This is a genomic window from Fructilactobacillus sp. YLN 2507, assembly GCF_059614085.1.
On the sequence record NZ_CM184303.1, the window covers coordinates 1438397 to 1460281 of the forward strand.

Annotated in this window: 10 protein-coding genes, 1 tRNA gene and 5 rRNA genes; 6 read left to right on the top strand and 10 right to left on the bottom strand. The window is 40.2% G+C overall.

All coding sequences use genetic code 11. The features are described from left to right. The first annotated feature begins 645 nt into the window (after window positions 1-645). Both AC0GLY_RS07270 and AC0GLY_RS07275 read left to right on the top strand, forming a co-directional pair. Window positions 646-1872, top strand: a complete 1227-nt coding sequence (locus tag AC0GLY_RS07270) for an MFS transporter (protein ID WP_496611502.1) — start codon at window positions 646-648, stop codon at window positions 1870-1872. Next, window positions 1856-3409, top strand: coding sequence for a bifunctional metallophosphatase/5'-nucleotidase (locus AC0GLY_RS07275; RefSeq protein ID WP_496611503.1), 1554 nt, complete (start codon window positions 1856-1858; stop codon window positions 3407-3409). Before AC0GLY_RS07270 ends, AC0GLY_RS07275 begins: the two co-directional genes overlap by 17 nt. A 33-nt stretch (window positions 3410-3442) precedes the next feature. On the opposite strand, the gene AC0GLY_RS07280 is transcribed toward AC0GLY_RS07275, so the two are convergent. The 5 genes from AC0GLY_RS07280 to AC0GLY_RS07300 all read right to left on the bottom strand — a co-directional run bounded on the left by AC0GLY_RS07280 (window position 3443) and on the right by AC0GLY_RS07300 (window position 9942). After that, window positions 3443-4729: a cation:dicarboxylate symporter family transporter gene (locus tag AC0GLY_RS07280; protein ID WP_496611504.1), complete on the bottom strand. Its 1287-nt coding sequence runs from the start codon at window positions 4727-4729 to the stop codon at window positions 3443-3445. Window positions 4730-4937: 208 nt separating this feature from the next. Next, window positions 4938-5054, bottom strand: a 5S ribosomal RNA gene (gene rrf, locus AC0GLY_RS07285). An 82-nt stretch (window positions 5055-5136) separates the two neighbouring features. Then, a 23S ribosomal RNA gene (locus tag AC0GLY_RS07290) occupies window positions 5137-8052 on the bottom strand. A gap of 168 nt (window positions 8053-8220) precedes the next feature. After that, window positions 8221-8296, bottom strand: a tRNA-OTHER gene (locus tag AC0GLY_RS07295). Between the two features lie 69 nt (window positions 8297-8365). Then, window positions 8366-9942: ribosomal RNA gene (locus AC0GLY_RS07300) — 16S ribosomal RNA — on the bottom strand. Together the 16S, 23S and 5S rRNA genes with 1 tRNA gene alongside form the textbook arrangement of a ribosomal RNA operon. Window positions 9943-10364: 422 nt before the next feature. Between AC0GLY_RS07300 and AC0GLY_RS07305 the strand changes: the two genes are divergently transcribed. The 4 genes from AC0GLY_RS07305 to menC are packed head-to-tail and all read left to right on the top strand — an operon-like array spanning window position 10365 to window position 15071. Then, entirely contained in the window at window positions 10365-11513 is a 1149-nt protein-coding gene (locus AC0GLY_RS07305) for an isochorismate synthase (RefSeq protein WP_496611505.1), read from the top strand. Further along, complete coding sequence (menD, locus tag AC0GLY_RS07310; RefSeq protein ID WP_496611506.1) at window positions 11506-13170, top strand: 2-succinyl-5-enolpyruvyl-6-hydroxy-3-cyclohexene-1-carboxylic-acid synthase; 1665 nt, start codon at window positions 11506-11508, stop codon at window positions 13168-13170. The genes AC0GLY_RS07305 and menD overlap by 8 nt, the downstream gene beginning before the upstream one ends. Beyond that, window positions 13160-13957, top strand: coding sequence for a 2-succinyl-6-hydroxy-2,4-cyclohexadiene-1-carboxylate synthase (gene menH / locus AC0GLY_RS07315; protein ID WP_496611507.1), 798 nt, complete (start codon window positions 13160-13162; stop codon window positions 13955-13957). Before menD ends, menH begins: the two co-directional genes overlap by 11 nt. Beyond that, on the top strand, window positions 13947-15071 hold the full coding sequence (menC, locus tag AC0GLY_RS07320) for an o-succinylbenzoate synthase (RefSeq protein WP_496611508.1): 1125 nt from the start codon (window positions 13947-13949) through the stop codon (window positions 15069-15071). Before menH ends, menC begins: the two co-directional genes overlap by 11 nt. A 51-nt stretch (window positions 15072-15122) precedes the next feature. Here the strand turns inward: menC and AC0GLY_RS07325 are convergent, their stop codons facing one another. The 5 genes from AC0GLY_RS07325 to AC0GLY_RS07345 all read right to left on the bottom strand — a co-directional run bounded on the left by AC0GLY_RS07325 (window position 15123) and on the right by AC0GLY_RS07345 (window position 21734). Beyond that, window positions 15123-15998 carry an aldose 1-epimerase family protein gene (locus tag AC0GLY_RS07325; RefSeq protein ID WP_496611509.1) on the bottom strand — a complete coding sequence of 292 codons (876 nt, stop codon included), beginning with the start codon at window positions 15996-15998 and terminating at the stop codon, window positions 15123-15125. 74 nt (window positions 15999-16072) lie between these two features. Beyond that, window positions 16073-16942 carry a phytoene/squalene synthase family protein gene (locus AC0GLY_RS07330; RefSeq protein ID WP_496611510.1) on the bottom strand — a complete coding sequence of 290 codons (870 nt, stop codon included), beginning with the start codon at window positions 16940-16942 and terminating at the stop codon, window positions 16073-16075. Continuing rightward, on the bottom strand, window positions 16935-18425 hold the full coding sequence (locus AC0GLY_RS07335) for a phytoene desaturase family protein (RefSeq protein WP_496611511.1): 1491 nt from the start codon (window positions 18423-18425) through the stop codon (window positions 16935-16937). Before AC0GLY_RS07335 ends, AC0GLY_RS07330 begins: the two co-directional genes overlap by 8 nt. Window positions 18426-18617: 192 nt before the next feature. Next, window positions 18618-18734 (bottom strand): 5S ribosomal RNA (gene rrf / locus AC0GLY_RS07340). 84 nt (window positions 18735-18818) lie between these two features. Continuing rightward, window positions 18819-21734 (bottom strand): 23S ribosomal RNA (locus AC0GLY_RS07345). Window positions 21735-21885: the final 151 nt, after the last annotated feature.

Sequence of the window (21885 nt, forward strand, 5' to 3'; positions counted from 1 at the left end):
TTGGAAAGCTTTTCCACACATTTAAGGGTACCCGCTTAACGGGTGCTCTTTTTTGTTTGGCTCTAATTTAAGGCAATAAAAAAGTTCGCCAACTATGACGAACCTAATTTATGATAATTTTTTCCAATCAAACAACACCATTGCTAAGCTAATTAAAATTAAAACTAAGATAATCATCATTTGATCAGTCCAAGCCAACCATTTGCTGAAAGGTCCCGCTAATAACCCACCAATTGCCAAACCTAATACGGGAAATAATTCACCTTTTCCCCGAGCAGATTGGCGTTCTACAGGTTGATAAGATTTTGTTAGTAGTGCACTTCCTGAGGTATAACAGAGACTCCAGCAAATTTCTAATTTGGTTAAATAACCGTTAACTATGTCAAGCTAAGACAGTTATTTTTTTGACCAATCTTTGATTAACTTGGCTATATCAACCCGTATTTCTTAAATTTTTCCTAAATAAAAATTGAAATTTCATGTCAGAGTGGTATGATAAATCTTAAAGAAATTAGCTTTAACTGGTTCAGAGAAACCACAAGCTTACCCCGAGGATTGTACCTAAACTAGACAAACACCCAGAGTGATTTTGTGTGACCTGAACCGGCCATTACAAAATCACTTTTTTATTTGGGGGAATTTTTAATGAATTTTTCGAAGTTTACAAAGTATCAAAAAGGCGTTTCCATTTCAACTGGATTAGGATTTATTTTAGAGCGGATGGATTCAGCTTTTATGGGTTTAGCTTTAGCTTCTATCATTGCAACTTTACATATTTCAAAAGCAGAAGGTGGGTTAATTCCAGCAATTACAGCAGTGGGTTCATTAGTCGGAGGAGTAGGATTTGGAATTTTAGCCGATAAATTTGGTCGAGTTAAAACGCTAAGTTGGTCAATCTTTATTTATGCGATTGGAACAGCTGGGATGGGTTTCACTAATTCATTTCCACTCCTTTTGCTCTGTCGAGTAATTATTGGATTAGGAACTAGCGGTGAATACGGAATTGCTTTAACAATGCTTAGCGAAGCCTTTCAAAAAAAATACATGGGTCGAATTTCGTCAGCAGCTGGAGTAGCTGGTCAAGTCGGTGCTGTGATTGCTTCACTATTGGCGGCCGTGATTTTGCCAGATTGGCACATGCTCTTCTTCATTGGAATTATTCCAGTCATTTTAGCAGCTTATATTCGTTTCCGACTTCCAGAAAGTAAAGATTTTACAGAAAACAAACAAGCTGCCGAAAATGGCGAAAAAGTAAAACTAGGAGACGTTTGGTCATTATTTGCCACTCCTGCCGAAGCGTTTCTTTCAATTAGAATCGTAATCATGTTCTTAATTCATATTGCTGGTTATGGAACCGTAATGAACTGGCTTCCAACGATTGCTCAAGAACGAATGCACGTTAATGTGGCACATTCTTCACTTTGGATGGTATTTACAATTTTTGGAATGGCTCTCGGAATGACCGTCTTTGGTTACTTACAAGATAAATATGGTAGTCGGCTTGCTTATGGAATTTTTCTAATTGGATCAGCTATTTCAGTATTCTTCTTAATTATGGCAACTAATTCACTAGAATTTATTTTAGCAGGAACCATTGTCGGATTCTTAACTGATGGAATGTACAGTGGCTATGGAGCCATCGTCAGCAACCTTTATCCTAGCAAAGATCGTGCTACTGCTAATAACACGATTATGTCAGTTGCCAAAACGATTGGAACATTCTCGCCCGTCTTAGTCGGATACATAATGGATGTTTCAACGGTCACAACTGTGGTAATCTTTATGAGTATCTGTTACCTCATTAGTTTTGGCGTTATGATGTCAATTAAACAATTAAAGAAGGATCATCCACGTTATGTCGAAGACAATTAAAATTTTATCAACCAGTGATGTCCACGGTTTTGTTTATCCCACTGATTTTAGTAGTCGGAATAATCAGACCGAATTGGGTTTACTCAAAGCTGGGAGTTATATTAAACAAACGAAAGCACATGCTAAAGACGACGAAATTGTCGTGGCCATTGAAAATGGTGACTTGATTCAAGGTTCCCCACTTACCAGCTACTTAGCTGATCATGCTGATCATCAAGATTTTTTAAGCTCAATTACGCGGAAAATCGGTTATGATGCTGGAATCTTAGGTAATCATGAATTTAACTATGGCTTTGATTACATTAAAAATAGTGAAGCAAACCGCAATTATCCAATTTTAGCTGCCAATCTTGACGGTGCCATCGAAGCTGGAATTGCTGATCAACCATATCAAATCATTGAAAAAAAGGGAGTTAAAATTGCAATTCTTGGTTTAACGACGGCTTTTATTCCGAATTGGGAACTCGCAAAAAACATCCCTGGTTTAACGTTTAACTCAATTTTGCCAGTGGCTAAAAGATTAATCCCAGAACTCCGTAAACAAGCGGATGTGGTCATTGTAAGTTATCACGGGGGAATTGAAGCTGATCCTAAGACAGGTGAACCAACGGAAAAATATACGGTCGAAAATGAAGGAGCTCGTTTATTAAACGAAGTTCCTGGCATTGATGCCCTCGTCACTGGACACCAACATCGGGAATTAGCAACCAAAATTAACGGGGTACCACTTACCCAACCTGGCTTGCACGGCACCAACGTTGGTGAAATTACCCTCCAACTTGATGACGAAAATCACGTCATGGCTAGTGCTAGTCAATTAATTAAAACTGCTCCCATCGAAATTGATCCTGATTTAATCCCTAACCCTGAATTAGAAGCAACCGTTCAAAACTGGCTTGATCAACCCATGGGAACCGTTACTGGCGCTGATATGCGGATTACTAATCCGATGGAAGCACGTTTACATGGCCATCCTTATTTGGAATTAATCAATCAGGTCCAAATGGATGCTTTAAGCACTGACATTGCTAGTACCGCTCTCTTCAACGATGATTTGAATGGCTACGGCCGAAACGTTTCCATGCGGGAAATTATCAATAACTATCCTTACCCCAATCTAGCTTTCTTAGAAAAAGTCAGTGGAAAAGATTTAAGAGCAGCCTTAGAACGTTGTGCTAGTTTTTTTACCTTAAAAAACGGTGAAATTGAGATTAGTTCTGAATTTAAGAAACCCAAGTTGCAAATGTTCAATTACGATTTTTATAGCGGAATTGACTATGAATTTGATTTAACCAAACCAGTTGGTCAGCGAGTCACGAAACTCAATTATCACGACCAACCCGTTAGCGACGACCAAAGTTTGTTAGTTGCAATGAATAACTATCGCGGGATTGGTGGTGGAGATTATTCGATGTTTGGTAATGATAAACTAGTTAAACAAACTAGTGACAGTATCCAAAACTTAACGATTGAATATCTCAAAAGCCACGATCCTTATCAAGCGGTACAACCCCACAATTTGACGATAAAAAAATAATGAGCTAGCTGAGAATCAGCTAACTCATTTTTATTAGGCAGTTTTTTTCGTTTTAAGTTGTTTTACGTAAGCCGCCGCTTGAGCATGATTAAATTCATGTTCAGAATTACCAATGACAACTGTGGCAAGTGAATTACCAACCACGTTTACAACCGTCCTAGCCATATCAACAAAACGATCAATCCCAGCAATAAAGGTTAACCCAGCCATAGGCACCCCAATTGTCGAAACCGTGGCCAAAAGAACCACAAATGATGCTCCGGGAACCCCGGCCATTCCTTTTGAAGTAATCATTAAGACCACTACTAGCGTAATTTGTTGTCCAATTGAAAGATGAATTCCATAGGCTTGCGCCAAGAAAATCGCTGCAATTGATTGATAGATGGCGGACCCATCTAAGTTAAAAGTATAACCCGTTGGAATTACAAAGGAAACAATTGAAGGACTAACTCCAAACTTATCCATTTTTTCCATCATTTTAGGCATGACGGCTTCAGAACTAGCCGTTGAAAAGGAAAGCACAATTTCATTTTTCATAACCAATAAAAGGTTGAAAAGGCTGAAATGACAAAGTCGAGCTACAATTCCCATTACCACAAAAACAAAGAAAAACATGGTTGCGTACACCAAAACCACAAAGTAACTAAGGGGAAGAAGAACTTTCACACCTAGTTCAGCTAAGGTTAGTCCGATTAGAGCACAAACTCCAATTGGTGCAAGATGCATGACCCAATTTGTGATTTTAAACATCACTTGAGAAACTGATTCTAAGAAGTCAACAATGATTTTTCCTTTTTCGCCAATGGCCGCCGTTCCTAATCCAAAGAAAACAGAGAAGACAATCACGGGCATCATGTCACCTTTAGAAAGTGCACCAAAAATATTAGTTGGAATAAGTTCAATTAGCATGGTCCAAAGAGAAGCATTTTGGGAATGCTTAGCAGTTGAAACGTAAGAACTAATATCCATGGAAGAATGCATTTGATGAATATCAATAAACGTTCCCGGATGAAAAATATTCGCTACGACTAGCCCTAAGATAATCGCTACCGTGGTCATAATTTCAAAGTATAAGAGGGTCTTTCCACCAATTCGACCAACTTTTCGAATATCACCCATACTAGCGATTCCCACTGTCAAACAAGAAACCACAATTGGTAACACAATCATTTGAATTAAACCAATGAACATAGTGCCGATACTTTGCATTGCAGTAATGGCTGACTTATTATGGTAAAAAATTAATCCTAAAATAATTCCTAGAATTAGACCAATCACAATTTGCCAGCCTAAGGTGAATTTAAACTTCTTTTTCATCATGTTCCCATCCTTTTTTTATGCTAGTTCGAGTATACATCATTAATTTCGCTTCTAAAAGATGATTTTGCATGATCGATCGGAGAAAAAGTGTTTAAAACGAATTATGTTAAACCATTTCCGAACGCTTTGCTTTTAAGCAACAAACTTGTGACTTTTTTAATTTTTATATAAAAAAAGACCTTAGCATATGCTAAAGTCTTTTTCATTTGCGTGGCAACGTCCTATCCTCGCAGGAGGCGATCCCCCAACTACTTTTGGCGTGCTGAAGCTTAACTTCTGTGTTCGGCATGGGAACAGGTGTATCCTTCAGGCTATCGCCACCACACTTTTTTTGTGAGAACTTCGTTCTCTCAAAACTAGACAATATTATTTTCTTCCGATTAACTTCCATTGAATCTTCATTCTACTTGGTTAAGTCCTCGACTGATTAGTATTAGTCCGCTTCACGTATCACTACGCTTCCACTTCTAACCTATCTACCTGATCATCTTTCAGGAGTCTTACTTCCATATAGGAATGGGAAATCTCATCTTGAGGCGAGTTTCACACTTAGATGCTTTCAGCGTTTATCTCATCCATACATAGCTACTCAGCAATGCGCCTGGCGGCGCAACTGATACACCAGCGGTATGTCCATCCCGGTCCTCTCGTACTAGGGACAGCTCCTCTCAAATTTCCTGCGCCCGCGACGGATAGGGACCGAACTGTCTCACGACGTTCTGAACCCAGCTCGCGTACCGCTTTAATGGGCGAACAGCCCAACCCTTGGGACCAACTACAGCCCCAGGATGCGATGAGCCGACATCGAGGTGCCAAACCTCCCCGTCGATGTGAACTCTTGGGGGAGATAAGCCTGTTATCCCCAGGGTAGCTTTTATCCGTTGAGCGATGGCCCTTCCATTTGGTACCACCGGATCACTAAGTCCGACTTTCGTCCCTGCTCGACCTGTATGTCTCGCAGTCAAGCTTGCTTTTGCCTTTACACTTTTGGAATGATTTCCAACCATTCTAAGCAAACCTTTGAGCGCCTCCGTTACTATTTAGGAGGCGACCGCCCCAGTCAAACTGCCAACCAGACACTGTCTCCGCGCACGATCAGTGCGCAGGGTTAGAGTGTTCACATAACAAGGGTAGTATCCCACTGACGCCTCCACCGAGACTAGCGTCCCGGCTTCTATGGCTCCTACCTATCCTGTACAAGTTATGTAAACACCCAATATCAAGCTACAGTAAAGCTCCATGGGGTCTTTCCGTCCTGTCGCGGGTAACCTGCTTCTTCACAGGTATCTTAATTTCACCGAGTCTATCGTTGAGACAGTACTCAAATCGTTACGCCTTTCGTGCGGGTCGGAACTTACCCGACAAGGAATTTCGCTACCTTAGGACCGTTATAGTTACGGCCGCCGTTTACTGGGGCTTCATTTCGGTGCTTCGCCGAAGCTAACACTTCCACTTAACCTTCCAGCACCGGGCAGGCGTCAGCCCATATACTTCATCTTACGATTTTGCATAAACCTGTGTTTTTGATAAACAGTCGTTTGAGTCTTTTCACTGCGGCTGGCCGTGAGGCCAGCACCCCTTCTTCCGAAGTTACGGGGTCATTTTGCCGAGTTCCTTAACGATAGTTCTCTCGCTCACCTGAGGATACTCTCCTCGACTACCTGTGTCGGTTTGCGGTACGGGTAATTAATTACTAACTAGAAGCTTTTCTCGGCAGTGTGACGTCAGATCCTTCTCTACTTAAATTTCGATCCTCATCATCGCTTGTCAACTCGCTTAAAAGCATTTAACTCTTAAACTGACTTACGATTTAAACACACCTTTCCATTCGTGTGCTAATCTTAGCCTACTGCGTCCCTCCATCGTTCAAACATAATTAACTAGTACAGGAATCTCAACCTGTTATCCATCGCCTACGCTTCTCAGCCTCGGCTTAGGTCCCGACTAACCCTGGGTGGACGAGCCTTCCCCAGGAAACCTTAGTCATTCGGTGGATCAGATTCTCACTGATCTTTCGCTACTCATACCGGCATTCTCACTTCTAAGCGCTCCAGCAGTCCTTACGGTCTACCTTCATTGCCCTTAGAACGCTCTCCTATCACGCAACGTAGTTGCGTCCGCAGTCTCGGTAATATGCTTAGCCCCGGTAAATTTTCGGCGCAGAATCACTCGACTAGTGAGCTATTACGCACTCTTTAAATGGTGGCTGCTTCTGAGCCAACATCCTAGTTGTCTATGCAACTCCACTTCCTTTTCCACTTAGCATATATTTAGGGACCTTAACTGGCGGTCTGGGCTGTTCCCCTTTCGACGATGGATCTTATCACTCATCGTCTGACTCCCGGACATAAATCAATGGTATTCGGAGTTTATCTGAACTCAGTAATCCTAGATGGACCCCTTGCTCAAACAGTGGCTCTACCTCCATGATTCTAATTCCGAGGCTAGCCCTAAAGCTATTTCGGAGAGAACCAGCTATCTCCAAGTTCGTTTGGAATTTCACCGCTACCCACACCTCATCCCAGCACTTTTCAACGTACACGGGTTCGGACCTCCGGTGCGTATTACCGCGCTTTCATCCTGGACATGGGTAGATCACCTGGTTTCGGGTCTACGGCAACATACTATGGCGCCCTATTAAGACTCGCTTTCGCTACGGCTCCGCTTTTTCGGCTTAACCTTGCATGCAACTGTAACTCGCCGGTTCATTCTACAAGAGGCACGCCATCACCCATTAACGGGCTCTGACTGCTTGTAGGCACATGGTTTCAGGAACTATTTCACTCCCCTTCCGGGGTGCTTTTCACCTTTCCCTCACGGTACTGGTTCACTATCGGTCACTAGGGAGTATTTAGCCTTGGGAGATGGTCCTCCCAGATTCCGACGACGTTTCACGTGTGTCGCCGTACTCAGGATCCTGAACTGAGGGTATTTGATTTCGTTTACGAGACTATCACTCTCTTTGGTGTAGCTTCCCAACTACTTCAACTATCAAATACTTTTGTAACTCAAATGTTCAGTCCTACAACCCCGAACCACAAGGGTTCGGTTTGGGCTATTCCCCGTTCGCTCGCCGCTACTTAGGGAATCGAAATTTCTTTATATTCCTGTGGGTACTTAGATGTTTCAGTTCCCCACGTCTGCCTCTGCATAGCTATGTATTCACTATGCAGTGACCAGTCATAACACTGGTCGAGTTTCCTCATTCGGAAATCTCCGGATCAAAGCTTACGTACAGCTCCCCGAAGCTTATCGCAGTTAGTTGCGTCCTTCATCGGCTCCTAGTACCAAGGCATTCACCATGCGCCCTTATTAACTTAACCTATAATCCGACGGATTATAAATTATTTGAGTTTCAGCGATTAAAACTAATTAAAAAACTCAAAAATAACACAATGGTTATTTCTCGGTTCAATTATATAAAAATATAATTATTACAGAAAATAATATTATCTAGTTTTCAAAGAACAAAAATGACACTAACGTGTCAATGGAGAATGTAGGGTTTGAACCTACGTCTTCTTACTTGCAAGCAAGTAAGCGCTCTCCCAACTGAGCTAACTCCCCATATAAGAGTAGATACTCTCAAAACTGAGCAAGATTTTGATTAATGTAAGGTTCCGAATTATTCCTTAGAAAGGAGGTGATCCAGCCGCAGGTTCTCCTACGGCTACCTTGTTACGACTTCACCCTAATCATCTGTCCCACCTTAGGCGGCGGACTCCTAAAAGGTTATCCAACCGACTTTGGGTGTTACAAACTCTCATGGTGTGACGGGCGGTGTGTACAAGACCCGGGAACGTATTCACCGTGGCATGCTGATCCACGATTACTAGCGATTCCAACTTCATGCAGTCGAGTTGCAGACTGCAATCCGAACTGAGAACGACTTTAAGAGATTAGCTTGACCTCGCGGTTTCGCAACTCGTTGTATCGTCCATTGTAGCACGTGTGTAGCCCAGGACATAAGGGGCATGATGATTTGACGTCGTCCCCACCTTCCTCCGGTTTATCACCGGCAGTCTCTCTAGAGTGCCCAACTTAATGCTGGCAACTAAAGACAAGGGTTGCGCTCGTTGCGGGACTTAACCCAACATCTCACGACACGAGCTGACGACAACCATGCACCACCTGTCATTCTGTCCCCGAAGGGAACCTCTAATCTCTTAGAGTGGCAGAAGATGTCAAGTCCTGGTAAGGTTCTTCGCGTAGCATCGAATTAAACCACATGCTCCACCGCTTGTGCGGGTCCCCGTCAATTCCTTTGAGTTTCAACCTTGCGGTCGTACTCCCCAGGCGGAATGCTTAATGCGTTAGCTGCGGCACTGAAAGGCGGAAACCTTCCAACACCTAGCATTCATCGTTTACGGCATGGACTACCAGGGTATCTAATCCTGTTTGCTACCCATGCTTTCGAGCCTCAGCGTCAGTTACAGACCAGATAGCCGCCTTCGCCACTGGTGTTCCTTCATATATCTACGCATTTCACCGCTACACATGAAGTTCCACTATCCTTTTCTGCACTCAAGTTTATCAGTTTCCGATGCACTTCTCCGGTTAAGCCGAAGGCTTTCACATCAGACTTAATAAACCGCCTGCGCTCCCTTTACGCCCAATAAATCCGGACAACGTTTGCCACCTACGTATTACCGCGGCTGCTGGCACGTAGTTAGCCGTGACTTTCTGGTTAGATACCGTCACACTGTGAGCAGTTACTCTCACAGCCGTTCTTCTCTAACAACAGAGTTTTACGAGCCGAAACCCTTCTTCACTCACGCGGCGTTGCTCCATCAGACTTTCGTCCATTGTGGAAGATTCCCTACTGCTGCCTCCCGTAGGAGTATGGGCCGTGTCTCAGTCCCATTGTGGCAGATTACCCTCTCAGGTCTGCTACGTATCATTGCCTTGGTGAGCTATTATCTCACCAACTAGCTAATACGCCGCGGGTCCATCCAAAAGCACTAGCACCAAGGCCAGCTTTCAAACAAGAACCATGTGGTTCTTGTTGTTATACGGTATTAGCATCTGTTTCCAGGTGTTATCCCCTTCTTCTGGGCAGGTTACCCACGTGTTACTCACCAGTTCGCCACTCAGTCGGATCCAAAATCAGTTTGGTGCAAGCACCAAACTTCAAATGGGCGACTTCGTTCGACTTGCATGTATTAGGCACGCCGCCAACGTTCGTCCTGAGCCAGGATCAAACTCTCATTTTAGAAATGAGAACTTTACTAGCTCTTATTTATTTGTTTTTGCAAATTGACATTGCATTTGTTTAATTTCTAAACCAAGTTTAAAAATTATCCTTACACTTTATTGTAATCAAAATCTTGTTCAGTTTTCAAAGATCTACTCAAGCACTATTTTCAGTGCATATAATATATTACTCGGATTAGTTAACTATGTCAACACTTTTGAATAATAAAATTAAAAAAGTTTTTCAGTTAAAAGAGACTTCGTCCCTCTCAACATTTATAACTATAAACCATTGGTCAGGAAAGGTCAAGGGTTTTGTGCAAAAAAGTTTAATTTATTTTCAAAAAAATTAATTAAGGGCGTACAAGTAGCCGTTTTGTAATAATTAACACGTATAATCAAAGATGAAAAACTAAAAATTTTTATTAGAAAGCATGAAATCATGAAGCAAAAAAATTTAATTGAAAAATTCAATCAATACCAGCATGCCGTTTATTTCTCTTCTGCCGACCATCAGCATTGCTACTTTGGTTTTGGGAAAAAAACTGAAAAAAGTTCTAACTCAATTAGTGAAATCCAAAAATGGCAATCTAACCAAAATACGCCAATTTTTGGCGGAATTCCATTTGATAAACAGCTCTTAAATAGTAACCTAATGAATGGATACTTTTTGGCACCGCAATACGTAATTGATACACAAACCGAGAAACATTGGGGCGAACTTCCGCCATTTGATAAGCAATCTCAAATTTTTCAACCCAATAAAATAATTTCTATATTTAATGAAGAAAATTGGATCTCTAGAACCAAAAATCCACTTCAAGAAATGCTTAATAATCAAAAAAAACAAAAAGTCGTCTTGGGTATGCAGCAAATTATCACTTTAGATCATCCGTTAGATTTAGGTAAATTAATTGTTTCATTGAATAAATATCAGCCAAATTCTTACCATATGATAATCAAAAATCATGACGAAGCATTTGTCTCAGCCACTCCAGAGCGTCTTATCCAATTAAACCAAATGAACATCAATACAGCAGCAGTAGCGGGGACCATCGCTCGCGGATCTAGTGCAAAAATTGATCAAAAGTTAGCTGACACCTTGCAGCATGATCAAAAAAATTTACATGAACACCAATTGGTAGTCAATGAAATTACTAACAAAATTGTTTCGCTAGCTAATTTAGACTACAACGAATCCCCACAAATTTTAAAAACGCCTCAAGTCCAACATCTCTATACCCCAATTACTGGAACTTTAAAAAGCCACGCTAATTTATTGCAATTAGTTGAAGCATTACATCCAACCCCTGCTTTAGGGGGGATTCCGTTAGATTGGGCTATTGAACAAATTCAATCTACCGAAACTAATCCTCGTGGCCTTTTTGCCGCCCCAATTGGTTATATTTTACCAAATGGGGATGGCGAGTTTGTAATTGGAATCCGATCCCTTTGGGAAAAACAGCAGACTATAAAGCTTTTTGCAGGTGCAGGAATTTTAGCAGAATCAAACTTAAACCAAGAAGCACACGAAATCGAATTAAAAATGTCGGTCATGAAAGACCTAATCAAGGAGCAAACTCATGAATGAAACCCTAACTAATAATCTTAAACATTTAATTTTAGCCTTACAGGCTCAAGGTGTTGAGCATTTTGTCATTTCTCCTGGGTCACGAAACACACCTTTAGCTTTACTCTTAGCTGAGCAACATGCCGAATTTACGATGGCTGTTGACGAACGTTCCGCTGCCTTCTTAGGACTAGGGATTGCCAAAATATCACGTCACCCAGTGGCCCTAATTGCTACTTCTGGAACTGCTACCGCTAATTACTTACCAGCCATTGCCGAAGCACAAAGCTATCACGTTCCTTTAATTGTAGTAACAACTGATCGACCACAAGAATTGCAAAACATTGGTGCTCCTCAGACCATTAATCAATCAAATTTATATCGTGACCAAGTTAAAGCAACCACCTGTCTAAATGTGCAAGAAAGTCATACTGATGTCACTGAATATATTGATTATGAAGTTCAGCAACTAGTGCATTTAAGTCAAACTGCTCCAATTGGTCCAATTCACATTAATTTACCACTTCGCAAACCACTTCTTCCCGAATTAAATCAAGCATGGCCCAAAGTTTCTGTACAGAGCTTTGGTAATCTTGATGTTCAATTAAACTCAGCTATTTTAAATGAACTAATTCAAAAATTAATGCACCAAAAGATTATGATCATTGTTGGCCCCACTGATCAATCATGGTCACAAACCGAATTTGAAAACTTAGCTCAAAAAATTAATGCACCCATTATTGCTGATGTACTTAGTCAATTGCGCGGAACTTCTCACACAATCACCGGAATGGACACAATTTTAGCAGCCCAAGCAGCAACTAGCGAAATGTTACCTGACGTAGTGCTTCGCTTTGGTGGAACTCCCATTTCAGCCAGATTATTGCCATGGTTAAAAGAAAATCACATACAAATCATTCAAATTGGGATGAATTATTTAGGAAAAGATCACACCCGCTCGGCTCAAACTAGTTATGCCGTTGATGAGAAACAATTTGTGCGCCAATTATTAAACAGTAATTTACAGGGCCAGCAATCATATTGGACAAAAATCTGGAAACCACTTAAACCGGAACTAACTGGTTTTAACCAGCAACATTTAACTGCTCTCAGTATTGCCGATGAATTAACAAATTTGCCCCAATCTAATCAATTGTTTTTAGCAAACTCCATGACCGTTCGCGACTTTGATCAATATTTCAATCCCAGTCATCCAATTACAGTAATGGCCAATCGGGGTGCCAATGGAATTGACGGTACAATTTCGACTGCCGTTGGCATGGGATTAAACAGAAATCCAACGTGGCTAGTCATTGGAGATTTAGCATTTTATCATGACATGAATGGCTTACTATTAGCTAAACAAACTCAAGTTGATTTAACCATTATCGTAAACAACAATGATGGTGGTGGAATTTTTTCCTTTTTACCACAAGCAAATGCTCCTTACTTTGAAAAGATGTTTGGAACTCCTCAGCATTTAGCAATTGACAAAGTGGCTCAACTTTATGATGCTGAGTATCATAAGATACAAAAGATTACGGACTTACGCCAATTGGTTTTAAAACCTTGGCACGGTTTAAGAATTGTCGAAATTAAAACTACGAGAGCAAACAACGTAGTGATTCATCAACAACGATTACATGAATTGAAGGAACGACTTACTCATGAAAATTAATGGTTATGATTATCAAATTAAGATTGTCGGCCATGGTCAACCAACTTGGGTCTTTTTACATGGATTTTTGGGCAGTCAGGCTGATTTCACAAAGATTGTTCCACGTGGAACAAAAATTTACCTTACTGCTTATGGATTTGCGAAAAGTGATCAAAACCTACCAGCAGTTAACTTCACCACGAACCACCAAGTTCAAGAATTAAAAAGTTTATTTGCGAAACTAAACCTAACTTCAATAAATTTAGTGGGTTATTCAATGGGCGCCCGACTAGCCCTTTCCTTTGCCTTTCAGTATCCGCAATTAGTTAAGCATTTATATTTAGAAAGTGGTACAGCCGGAATTAATAATTTGACCGAACGCCAAGAGCGACAAATCGCTGATCAAAAGCAGGCAAATCAAATCGAACAACTAGGATTGTCTGCTTTCGTCAAACATTGGGAAAAGTTGCCCTTATTTGCTTCTCAACAACAAACTAGTAAAAAACAACGTCAATTTATGCATCACCAACGTGTAAGCCACAACGCAACTAATATGGCTAATTCATTACGTTATTTTGGAACAGGTACGATGCCCAGTTGGTGGAATCAACTTCAGCAACTTGAAATTCAAACAACATTAATTACCGGTGAAAAAGATTTCAAATTTACCAAATTAAATCAAAAGATGAAAGCTTTGTTACCAAATGCCCAGCATTTTTCAATTGTCGAGGCTGGACACAATGTTCACTTTGAAAAGCCACAACTATTCACTAATTTATTAAATCAGGAAACCCAATATGAAAATTAAGCAAATTAATTTATTTCCTCTTACCTTAAAATTAAAGCATCCGTTCGTGACCAATCACGGAACCACTTTACAACGTCCCCTTACCCTAGTTGAACTCCAACTTACTTCTGGAATAAAAGGTTACGGTGAAATTCAGGCTTTCTCAGATAATAATTATGCCCCACAAACACAAAAATTAGCCCTTACCGCTTTAAATCAGGTTCTTCCTAAATTAATTGGACATAACTTTCATCAGCCAACTGATCTAACTAAACAACTTAACCAACTAACCTCATTTGCACGAGCAAGTATAGAAATGGCATTATGGGATGCCTACGGAAAAACTTCTAATCAATCATTAACTCAACTAATCGGGGGAACAATTGCAAAGCCAAAATCCATCCCAGTTGGGACGGTAATTGGGATGCAGGATACCCCTCAGCAAACAATCATTCCGTTTACTACTGCCGTCAAACAAGGATATCAAAAAATAAAGTTAAAAACCGATGATTACAAAGATGCTTTAATTATGGTTGACTTAGGAAAAGCACTTGCCCCAAAAATCATTATCACAATTGACGCCAACCAAGCATGGGCTAATAATTTAGCTACCATTACGGCCTTACAAAAATTAGAACATCATGGTTTAACGTTAATTGAAGAACCCCTAAACCAAGCAACCCTAGCCGAATATGCCAAGTTACAACGTAATTTCAAACATTTATTAATTAGCTTAGATGAGAGTTTAATTGATCTAAATTCGGTTAAACAGGCCTTAACCCTTAATAGTGCCAATGCTTTTACTATTAAACAGGGGAAATTAGGTGGTATTTCTGTTGCTTTAAACGCAATTAATTTAATTAAACAGGCAGGGAAAGTTCCATGGATTGGGGGAATGCTAACCTCTGGATTAGGCCGCTCTGTTGATTTAGCATTAGCAGCTTGCCTAGCACATAATCAGATTCCAGCAGACATTTCAGCAAGTGACCATTATTTTGAACAAGATTTCGTTAACAATCCTATTGAAGTACAACATGGATTAATCAAAGTTCCACAATGCCCAGGAATTGGAGTTACCATCAACTGGTCAGCAATAAAATTACTGCAAACTGCTCCCACAATTAAATTTAAGTAAAAAAGACTAAATTTTGTAAAATTTAGTCTTTTTTACTTAAGCTATTAATTTTTAAAAAATTCCAATTGAAAAATTAACGTTCAAATCCTGCTGCCGCTCTAGTTTAATAATTCCCTTTTTATCTTTCAAAATTCCATTAGTATCTTTAGTATCAGCAATACCCCACCATGGTTCCAGACAAACAAAATCAGCATCTTTGATTGACCAAAATCCAATGTACTGACAATGATCAGCCAGAATTGAAACTCCGTGTTCAGCTTTATCAGATTGAAGCATCACCATACTAGTTTGATTTTCTCCAATGTCAAAAATTTTAGCATCATGCTTAAATAAAGCATGAGAAAGCTGAACCGGGCTATCTAGTGGAATATTATTAGATTTACTACTCAACCCATCCGCATTAATTTTCATTAAATCAAACTTACGGCGCGGAGCAGCCACAACGTAATAATCTTCAAAACTTTCTTGTTTGGGTATCAGGGGAATATTAAATCCAGGATGTGCTCCAATTGAAAAGTACATCTCATTTTTTCCATCATTAGTAATTTTAATCGCAACTTCAATATTATTTTTAACTAGTTGATAAGTAACATTTAAAGTAAAATCAAACGGATAAATTTCCTTGGTTTGTTCATCAGAAGTTAAACTTAGTTCTACCTGATTATTAGTTGCAGCAATTACTTTAAAATTCTTATCGCGTGCAAATCCATGTTGTGTCATATGATAAACTTTTCCATTGTAACAATAACTATCATTTTTCAATTTACCAACAATTGGAAATAAAATTGGTGCTTGTCTCTTCCAAAATTCAGGATTTCCCTGCCAAAGATATTCAATATCGTTGTCAATACTTTTAATTGATTTAATTTCGGCACCCAATTGATCAATTTCAACCTTTAAAAAATCATTTTTTAAAATTGTAGTCAATGTCGTAATCTCCCTTGTGATTTATTTAACTTACCTTCAATTTTAACATTGTTATAAGTTAATAACGGGTTAAACTACTTTATCCACAAATAACGTAATCGAATCTGAAAATAAAGCCAACTTTTGGTTAATTTACCAGTTGACTGGCGTCCCTTTAAAACATCATAATTTTCCCGTCTAATTTTTTTTAAAATAGATTCATATCCATCAATCGCCAATCGTAATGCAACTTTGGCTCGTCGTTGTTCTAATAATTGAAGAACTTTAGCTTTGGAATTATAGAGCCTAAAAGCTTCACTACTTAAATCTGCTAATAATTTACGTAAATTATCGGAAATCCGATTATTATTTAAATCTGCATCAGTCACTTCAAATCGATTTAGCAATGATTTTGGTAAATAAAGATATCCTTTTTCCCAGTCTTCCTTAACATCACGAATAATATTAGTTAATTGTAAAGCTATTCCTACGTTTACAATTTGAGTTTTATCAAAATCAGTCAACTCTTTATTTGTTAAAATTGGAATAATCATTAACCCGACAGTTCCAGCAACTCTAAAGCAATAATTTTTTAAATCAGATTGGGTTCTAATAACAACTTGTTTTAAATCTTCTTCCTGACCAACAATCATCTCATCCATCAAAGCCATAGGAATCTGGAAAACCTCAAAAATTATTTGCAAATTCTTACCTAATTGAGTTGCTGGTTGCTGACTTTTTACACTTTCCCAAATCTTTTTGAGTTCTAAAAACTTGGTAGCATCTTTTGAATCAGCAGCATCATCTAATTTACGTAAAAAATCGTAAATCACAAAAATACTCAAAGATTGATAACGTGGTAACTTGGAAAAAGCATAGTAAAAAGTTGATGAGTACTCTTTTATAACAGCTTCACTAGACTCCATCTGCGTTAATTTTGATGTCATCATCTTTTCTTTATTCATTTGAAAGATCTCTTTCTACTTCCTTAGCAGCTAATTCACCACTTGTAATCACAATTGGTACTCCAGCTCCCGGGTGAGAACTAGCCCCTGCAAAGTATAATCCAGAAATTTTACGTGCTTTATTGTGTGGACGGAAGTAATTACTCTGCAACAAGGTTGGTTTTAAACCAAATGCAGTTCCAAATTTACTATTATATAATGAATTAAATTGGTTAGGCGTAAAAATTCGCTTTACAACCGTTTTGGCTTGTAAATCAGTTAAAGCAAACTCTCGTTGTGCTTTATCAATTACTTGATTGGCATAATCATCATATTCTTGTTCGATTAACTTACTAGTCTTTAAATTACCAACTGGCACTAAAATATATAAAGAAGATGCCCCAGCAGGTGCAAAAGTATCATCCAATTTACTAGGATTATAAATATAATAAGACGGATCTGGTGGTAAAATACCAGTTTCAATTTCTTGAACATTCTCTTTAAAATCAGTTGCCATTTTAATCGTATGCAAATCAAGTTGTTGATATTGAGCTTCAACCCCTAAGTAAACCAACAAACATGACATCGAATAATCCATTTTATTAATTTTTTCTGGAGTTTTTTTCTCTAGCTTTTGTGCTTGAGAACTTAATAAACTTTCAACTGCATAAGGATAATCTGCATTAACTATGGCAGCGTCTACTGGAATTAGTTCATCATCGACTTGCAGTCCAGTTACTTTTCGACCACTAATAATAATCTGATTCACTTCACTATGATATCGAATTGTACCGCCAAGCTCTTCAAATCTACGCTTCAATGCCTTAGCATACTGGTACATTCCACCTTTAATGAACCAAACCCCATAAAGTAATTCAATCATCGGAATAATATTATAAATTGAAGGTCCACTAAATGGTGAAATCCCAATATATAGGGTTTGAAATGATAACAAGTATTGTAAGTATTGGTTCGGAATAAATTTTTGCATATCATGATAAGAGGAAGAAAAGGTTTTCAACTTAATTGCATTAATTAACGTTTTTAAGTTGAAAAAATCACGTGGAGATCGAAAACTTTGGTAAATGAAATTATCCTTAGCATTTAAATATTTTCGATAAATATCAGATAAGTAATTCAAAAAACCTAGCATATCAGCATCACTGCTGCTTTCAAATAGTTGAGTTAGCTTTACTAAATCACTTGAAATTTCATAATCCTGATTATCAATTTGAACTTTCATAAACGGGTCAACTCGTTGCATTGTAAAATAATCATCGGGATTAACACCCGTATCAATAAAAGGCTTACGATAAATATCAGGCATCATCACGATTGTAGGACCCATATCAAATTTAAATCCATCAATTTCCAGTTGATTCATCTTCCCGCCAACCTGGCTATTTTTTTCATAAATTGTAACATCATATCCTTGATTTTGAAGTTGAATTGCCGTAGTTAATCCACCAACTCCTGCCCCAACAACTGCAATTTTCTTTGGCATTTATTTCTCCTTATAAATTAAGCTTTTAATATTTTAAGCTAAACAATTAACACAATCTTTATTTTTAATATCTGACTTAATTGTACTTGATTAGTAATTATTTTTGTTATTATACTTCATATTTCAGATGAAAAAAATTATTTTATTATCAACAAAAAAAGACCTTAGCATATGCTAAAGTCTTTTTCATTTGCGTGGCAACGTCCTATCCTCGCAGGGGGCGATCCCCCAACTACTTTTGGCGTGCTGAAGCTTAACTTCTGTGTTCGGCATGGGAACAGGTGTATCCTTCAGGCTATCGCCACCACACTACTTTTTTGTGAGAACTTCGTTCTCTCAAAACTAGACAATATTATTTTCTTCCGATTAACTTCCATTGAATCTTCATTCTACTTGGTTAAGTCCTCGACTGATTAGTATTAGTCCGCTTCACGTATCACTACGCTTCCACTTCTAACCTATCTACCTGATCATCTTTCAGGAGTCTTACTTCCATATAGGAATGGGAAATCTCATCTTGAGGCGAGTTTCACACTTAGATGCTTTCAGCGTTTATCTCATCCATACATAGCTACTCAGCAATGCGCCTGGCGGCGCAACTGATACACCAGCGGTATGTCCATCCCGGTCCTCTCGTACTAGGGACAGCTCCTCTCAAATTTCCTGCGCCCGCGACGGATAGGGACCGAACTGTCTCACGACGTTCTGAACCCAGCTCGCGTACCGCTTTAATGGGCGAACAGCCCAACCCTTGGGACCAACTACAGCCCCAGGATGCGATGAGCCGACATCGAGGTGCCAAACCTCCCCGTCGATGTGAACTCTTGGGGGAGATAAGCCTGTTATCCCCAGGGTAGCTTTTATCCGTTGAGCGATGGCCCTTCCATTTGGTACCACCGGATCACTAAGTCCGACTTTCGTCCCTGCTCGACCTGTATGTCTCGCAGTCAAGCTTGCTTTTGCCTTTACACTTTTGGAATGATTTCCAACCATTCTAAGCAAACCTTTGAGCGCCTCCGTTACTATTTAGGAGGCGACCGCCCCAGTCAAACTGCCAACCAGACACTGTCTCCGCGCACGATCAGTGCGCAGGGTTAGAGTGTTCACATAACAAGGGTAGTATCCCACTGACGCCTCCACCGAGACTAGCGTCCCGGCTTCTATGGCTCCTACCTATCCTGTACAAGTTATGTAAACACCCAATATCAAGCTACAGTAAAGCTCCATGGGGTCTTTCCGTCCTGTCGCGGGTAACCTGCTTCTTCACAGGTATCTTAATTTCACCGAGTCTATCGTTGAGACAGTACTCAAATCGTTACGCCTTTCGTGCGGGTCGGAACTTACCCGACAAGGAATTTCGCTACCTTAGGACCGTTATAGTTACGGCCGCCGTTTACTGGGGCTTCATTTCGGTGCTTTGCCGAAGCTAACACTTCCACTTAACCTTCCAGCACCGGGCAGGCGTCAGCCCATATACTTCATCTTACGATTTTGCATAAACCTGTGTTTTTGATAAACAGTCGTTTGAGTCTTTTCACTGCGGCTGGCCGTGAGGCCAGCACCCCTTCTTCCGAAGTTACGGGGTCATTTTGCCGAGTTCCTTAACGATAGTTCTCTCGCTCACCTGAGGATACTCTCCTCGACTACCTGTGTCGGTTTGCGGTACGGGTAATTAATTACTAACTAGAAGCTTTTCTCGGCAGTGTGACGTCAGATCCTTCTCTACTTAAATTTCGATCCTCATCATCGCTTGTCAACTCGCTTAAAAGCATTTAACTCTTAAACTGACTTACGATTTAAACACACCTTTCCATTCGTGTGCTAATCTTAGCCTACTGCGTCCCTCCATCGTTCAAACATAATTAACTAGTACAGGAATCTCAACCTGTTATCCATCGCCTACGCTTCTCAGCCTCGGCTTAGGTCCCGACTAACCCTGGGTGGACGAGCCTTCCCCAGGAAACCTTAGTCATTCGGTGGATCAGATTCTCACTGATCTTTCGCTACTCATACCGGCATTCTCACTTCTAAGCGCTCCAGCAGTCCTTACGGTCTACCTTCATTGCCCTTAGAACGCTCTCCTATCACGCAACGTAGTTGCGTCCGCAGTCTCGGTAATATGCTTAGCCCCGGTAAATTTTCGGCGCAGAATCACTCGACTAGTGAGCTATTACGCACTCTTTAAATGGTGGCTGCTTCTGAGCCAACATCCTAGTTGTCTATGCAACTCCACTTCCTTTTCCACTTAGCATATATTTAGGGACCTTAACTGGCGGTCTGGGCTGTTCCCCTTTCGACGATGGATCTTATCACTCATCGTCTGACTCCCGGACATAAATCAATGGTATTCGGAGTTTATCTGAACTCAGTAATCCTAGATGGACCCCTTGCTCAAACAGTGGCTCTACCTCCATGATTCTAATTCCGAGGCTAGCCCTAAAGCTATTTCGGAGAGAACCAGCTATCTCCAAGTTCGTTTGGAATTTCACCGCTACCCACACCTCATCCCAGCACTTTTCAACGTACACGGGTTCGGACCTCCGGTGCGTATTACCGCACTTTCATCCTGGACATGGGTAGATCACCTGGTTTCGGGTCTACGGCAACATACTATGGCGCCCTATTAAGACTCGCTTTCGCTACGGCTCCGCTTTTTCGGCTTAACCTTGCATGCAACTGTAACTCGCCGGTTCATTCTACAAGAGGCACGCCATCACCCATTAACGGGCTCTGACTGCTTGTAGGCACATGGTTTCAGGAACTATTTCACTCCCCTTCCGGGGTGCTTTTCACCTTTCCCTCACGGTACTGGTTCACTATCGGTCACTAGGGAGTATTTAGCCTTGGGAGATGGTCCTCCCAGATTCCGACGACGTTTCACGTGTGTCGCCGTACTCAGGATCCTGAACTGAGGGTATTTGATTTCGTTTACGAGACTATCACTCTCTTTGGTGTAGCTTCCCAACTACTTCAACTATCAAATACTTTTGTAACTCAAATGTTCAGTCCTACAACCCCGAACCACAAGGGTTCGGTTTGGGCTATTCCCCGTTCGCTCGCCGCTACTTAGGGAATCGAAATTTCTTTATATTCCTGTGGGTACTTAGATGTTTCAGTTCCCCACGTCTGCCTCTGCATAGCTATGTATTCACTATGCAGTGACCAGTCATAACACTGGTCGAGTTTCCTCATTCGGAAATCTCCGGATCAAAGCTTACGTACAGCTCCCCGAAGCTTATCGCAGTTAGTTGCGTCCTTCATCGGCTCCTAGTACCAAGGCATTCACCATGCGCCCTTATTAACTTAACCTATAATCCGACGGATTATAAATTATTTGAGTTTCAGCGATTAAAACTAATTAAAAAACTCAAAAATAACACAATGGTTATTTCTCGGTTCAATTATATAAAAATATAATTATTACAGAAAATAATATTATCTAGTTTTCAAAGAACAAAAT

What these genes read in the sequence shown, in the direction of transcription:
- AC0GLY_RS07280 (WP_496611504.1), bottom strand. Translation starts at nt 4,729, where the DNA reads ATGATGAAAAAGAAGTTTAAATTCACCTTAGGCTGGCAAATTGTGATT.
- menH (WP_496611507.1), top strand. Translation starts at nt 13,160, where the DNA reads ATGAAAATTAATGGTTATGATTATCAAATTAAGATTGTCGGCCATGGT.
- AC0GLY_RS07305 (WP_496611505.1), top strand. Translation starts at nt 10,365, where the DNA reads ATGAAGCAAAAAAATTTAATTGAAAAATTCAATCAATACCAGCATGCC.
- menD (WP_496611506.1), top strand. Translation starts at nt 11,506, where the DNA reads ATGAATGAAACCCTAACTAATAATCTTAAACATTTAATTTTAGCCTTA.
- AC0GLY_RS07330 (WP_496611510.1), bottom strand. Translation starts at nt 16,942, where the DNA reads ATGAATAAAGAAAAGATGATGACATCAAAATTAACGCAGATGGAGTCT.
- AC0GLY_RS07270 (WP_496611502.1), top strand. Translation starts at nt 646, where the DNA reads ATGAATTTTTCGAAGTTTACAAAGTATCAAAAAGGCGTTTCCATTTCA.
- AC0GLY_RS07335 (WP_496611511.1), bottom strand. Translation starts at nt 18,425, where the DNA reads ATGCCAAAGAAAATTGCAGTTGTTGGGGCAGGAGTTGGTGGATTAACT.
- menC (WP_496611508.1), top strand. Translation starts at nt 13,947, where the DNA reads ATGAAAATTAAGCAAATTAATTTATTTCCTCTTACCTTAAAATTAAAG.
- AC0GLY_RS07275 (WP_496611503.1), top strand. Translation starts at nt 1,856, where the DNA reads ATGTCGAAGACAATTAAAATTTTATCAACCAGTGATGTCCACGGTTTT.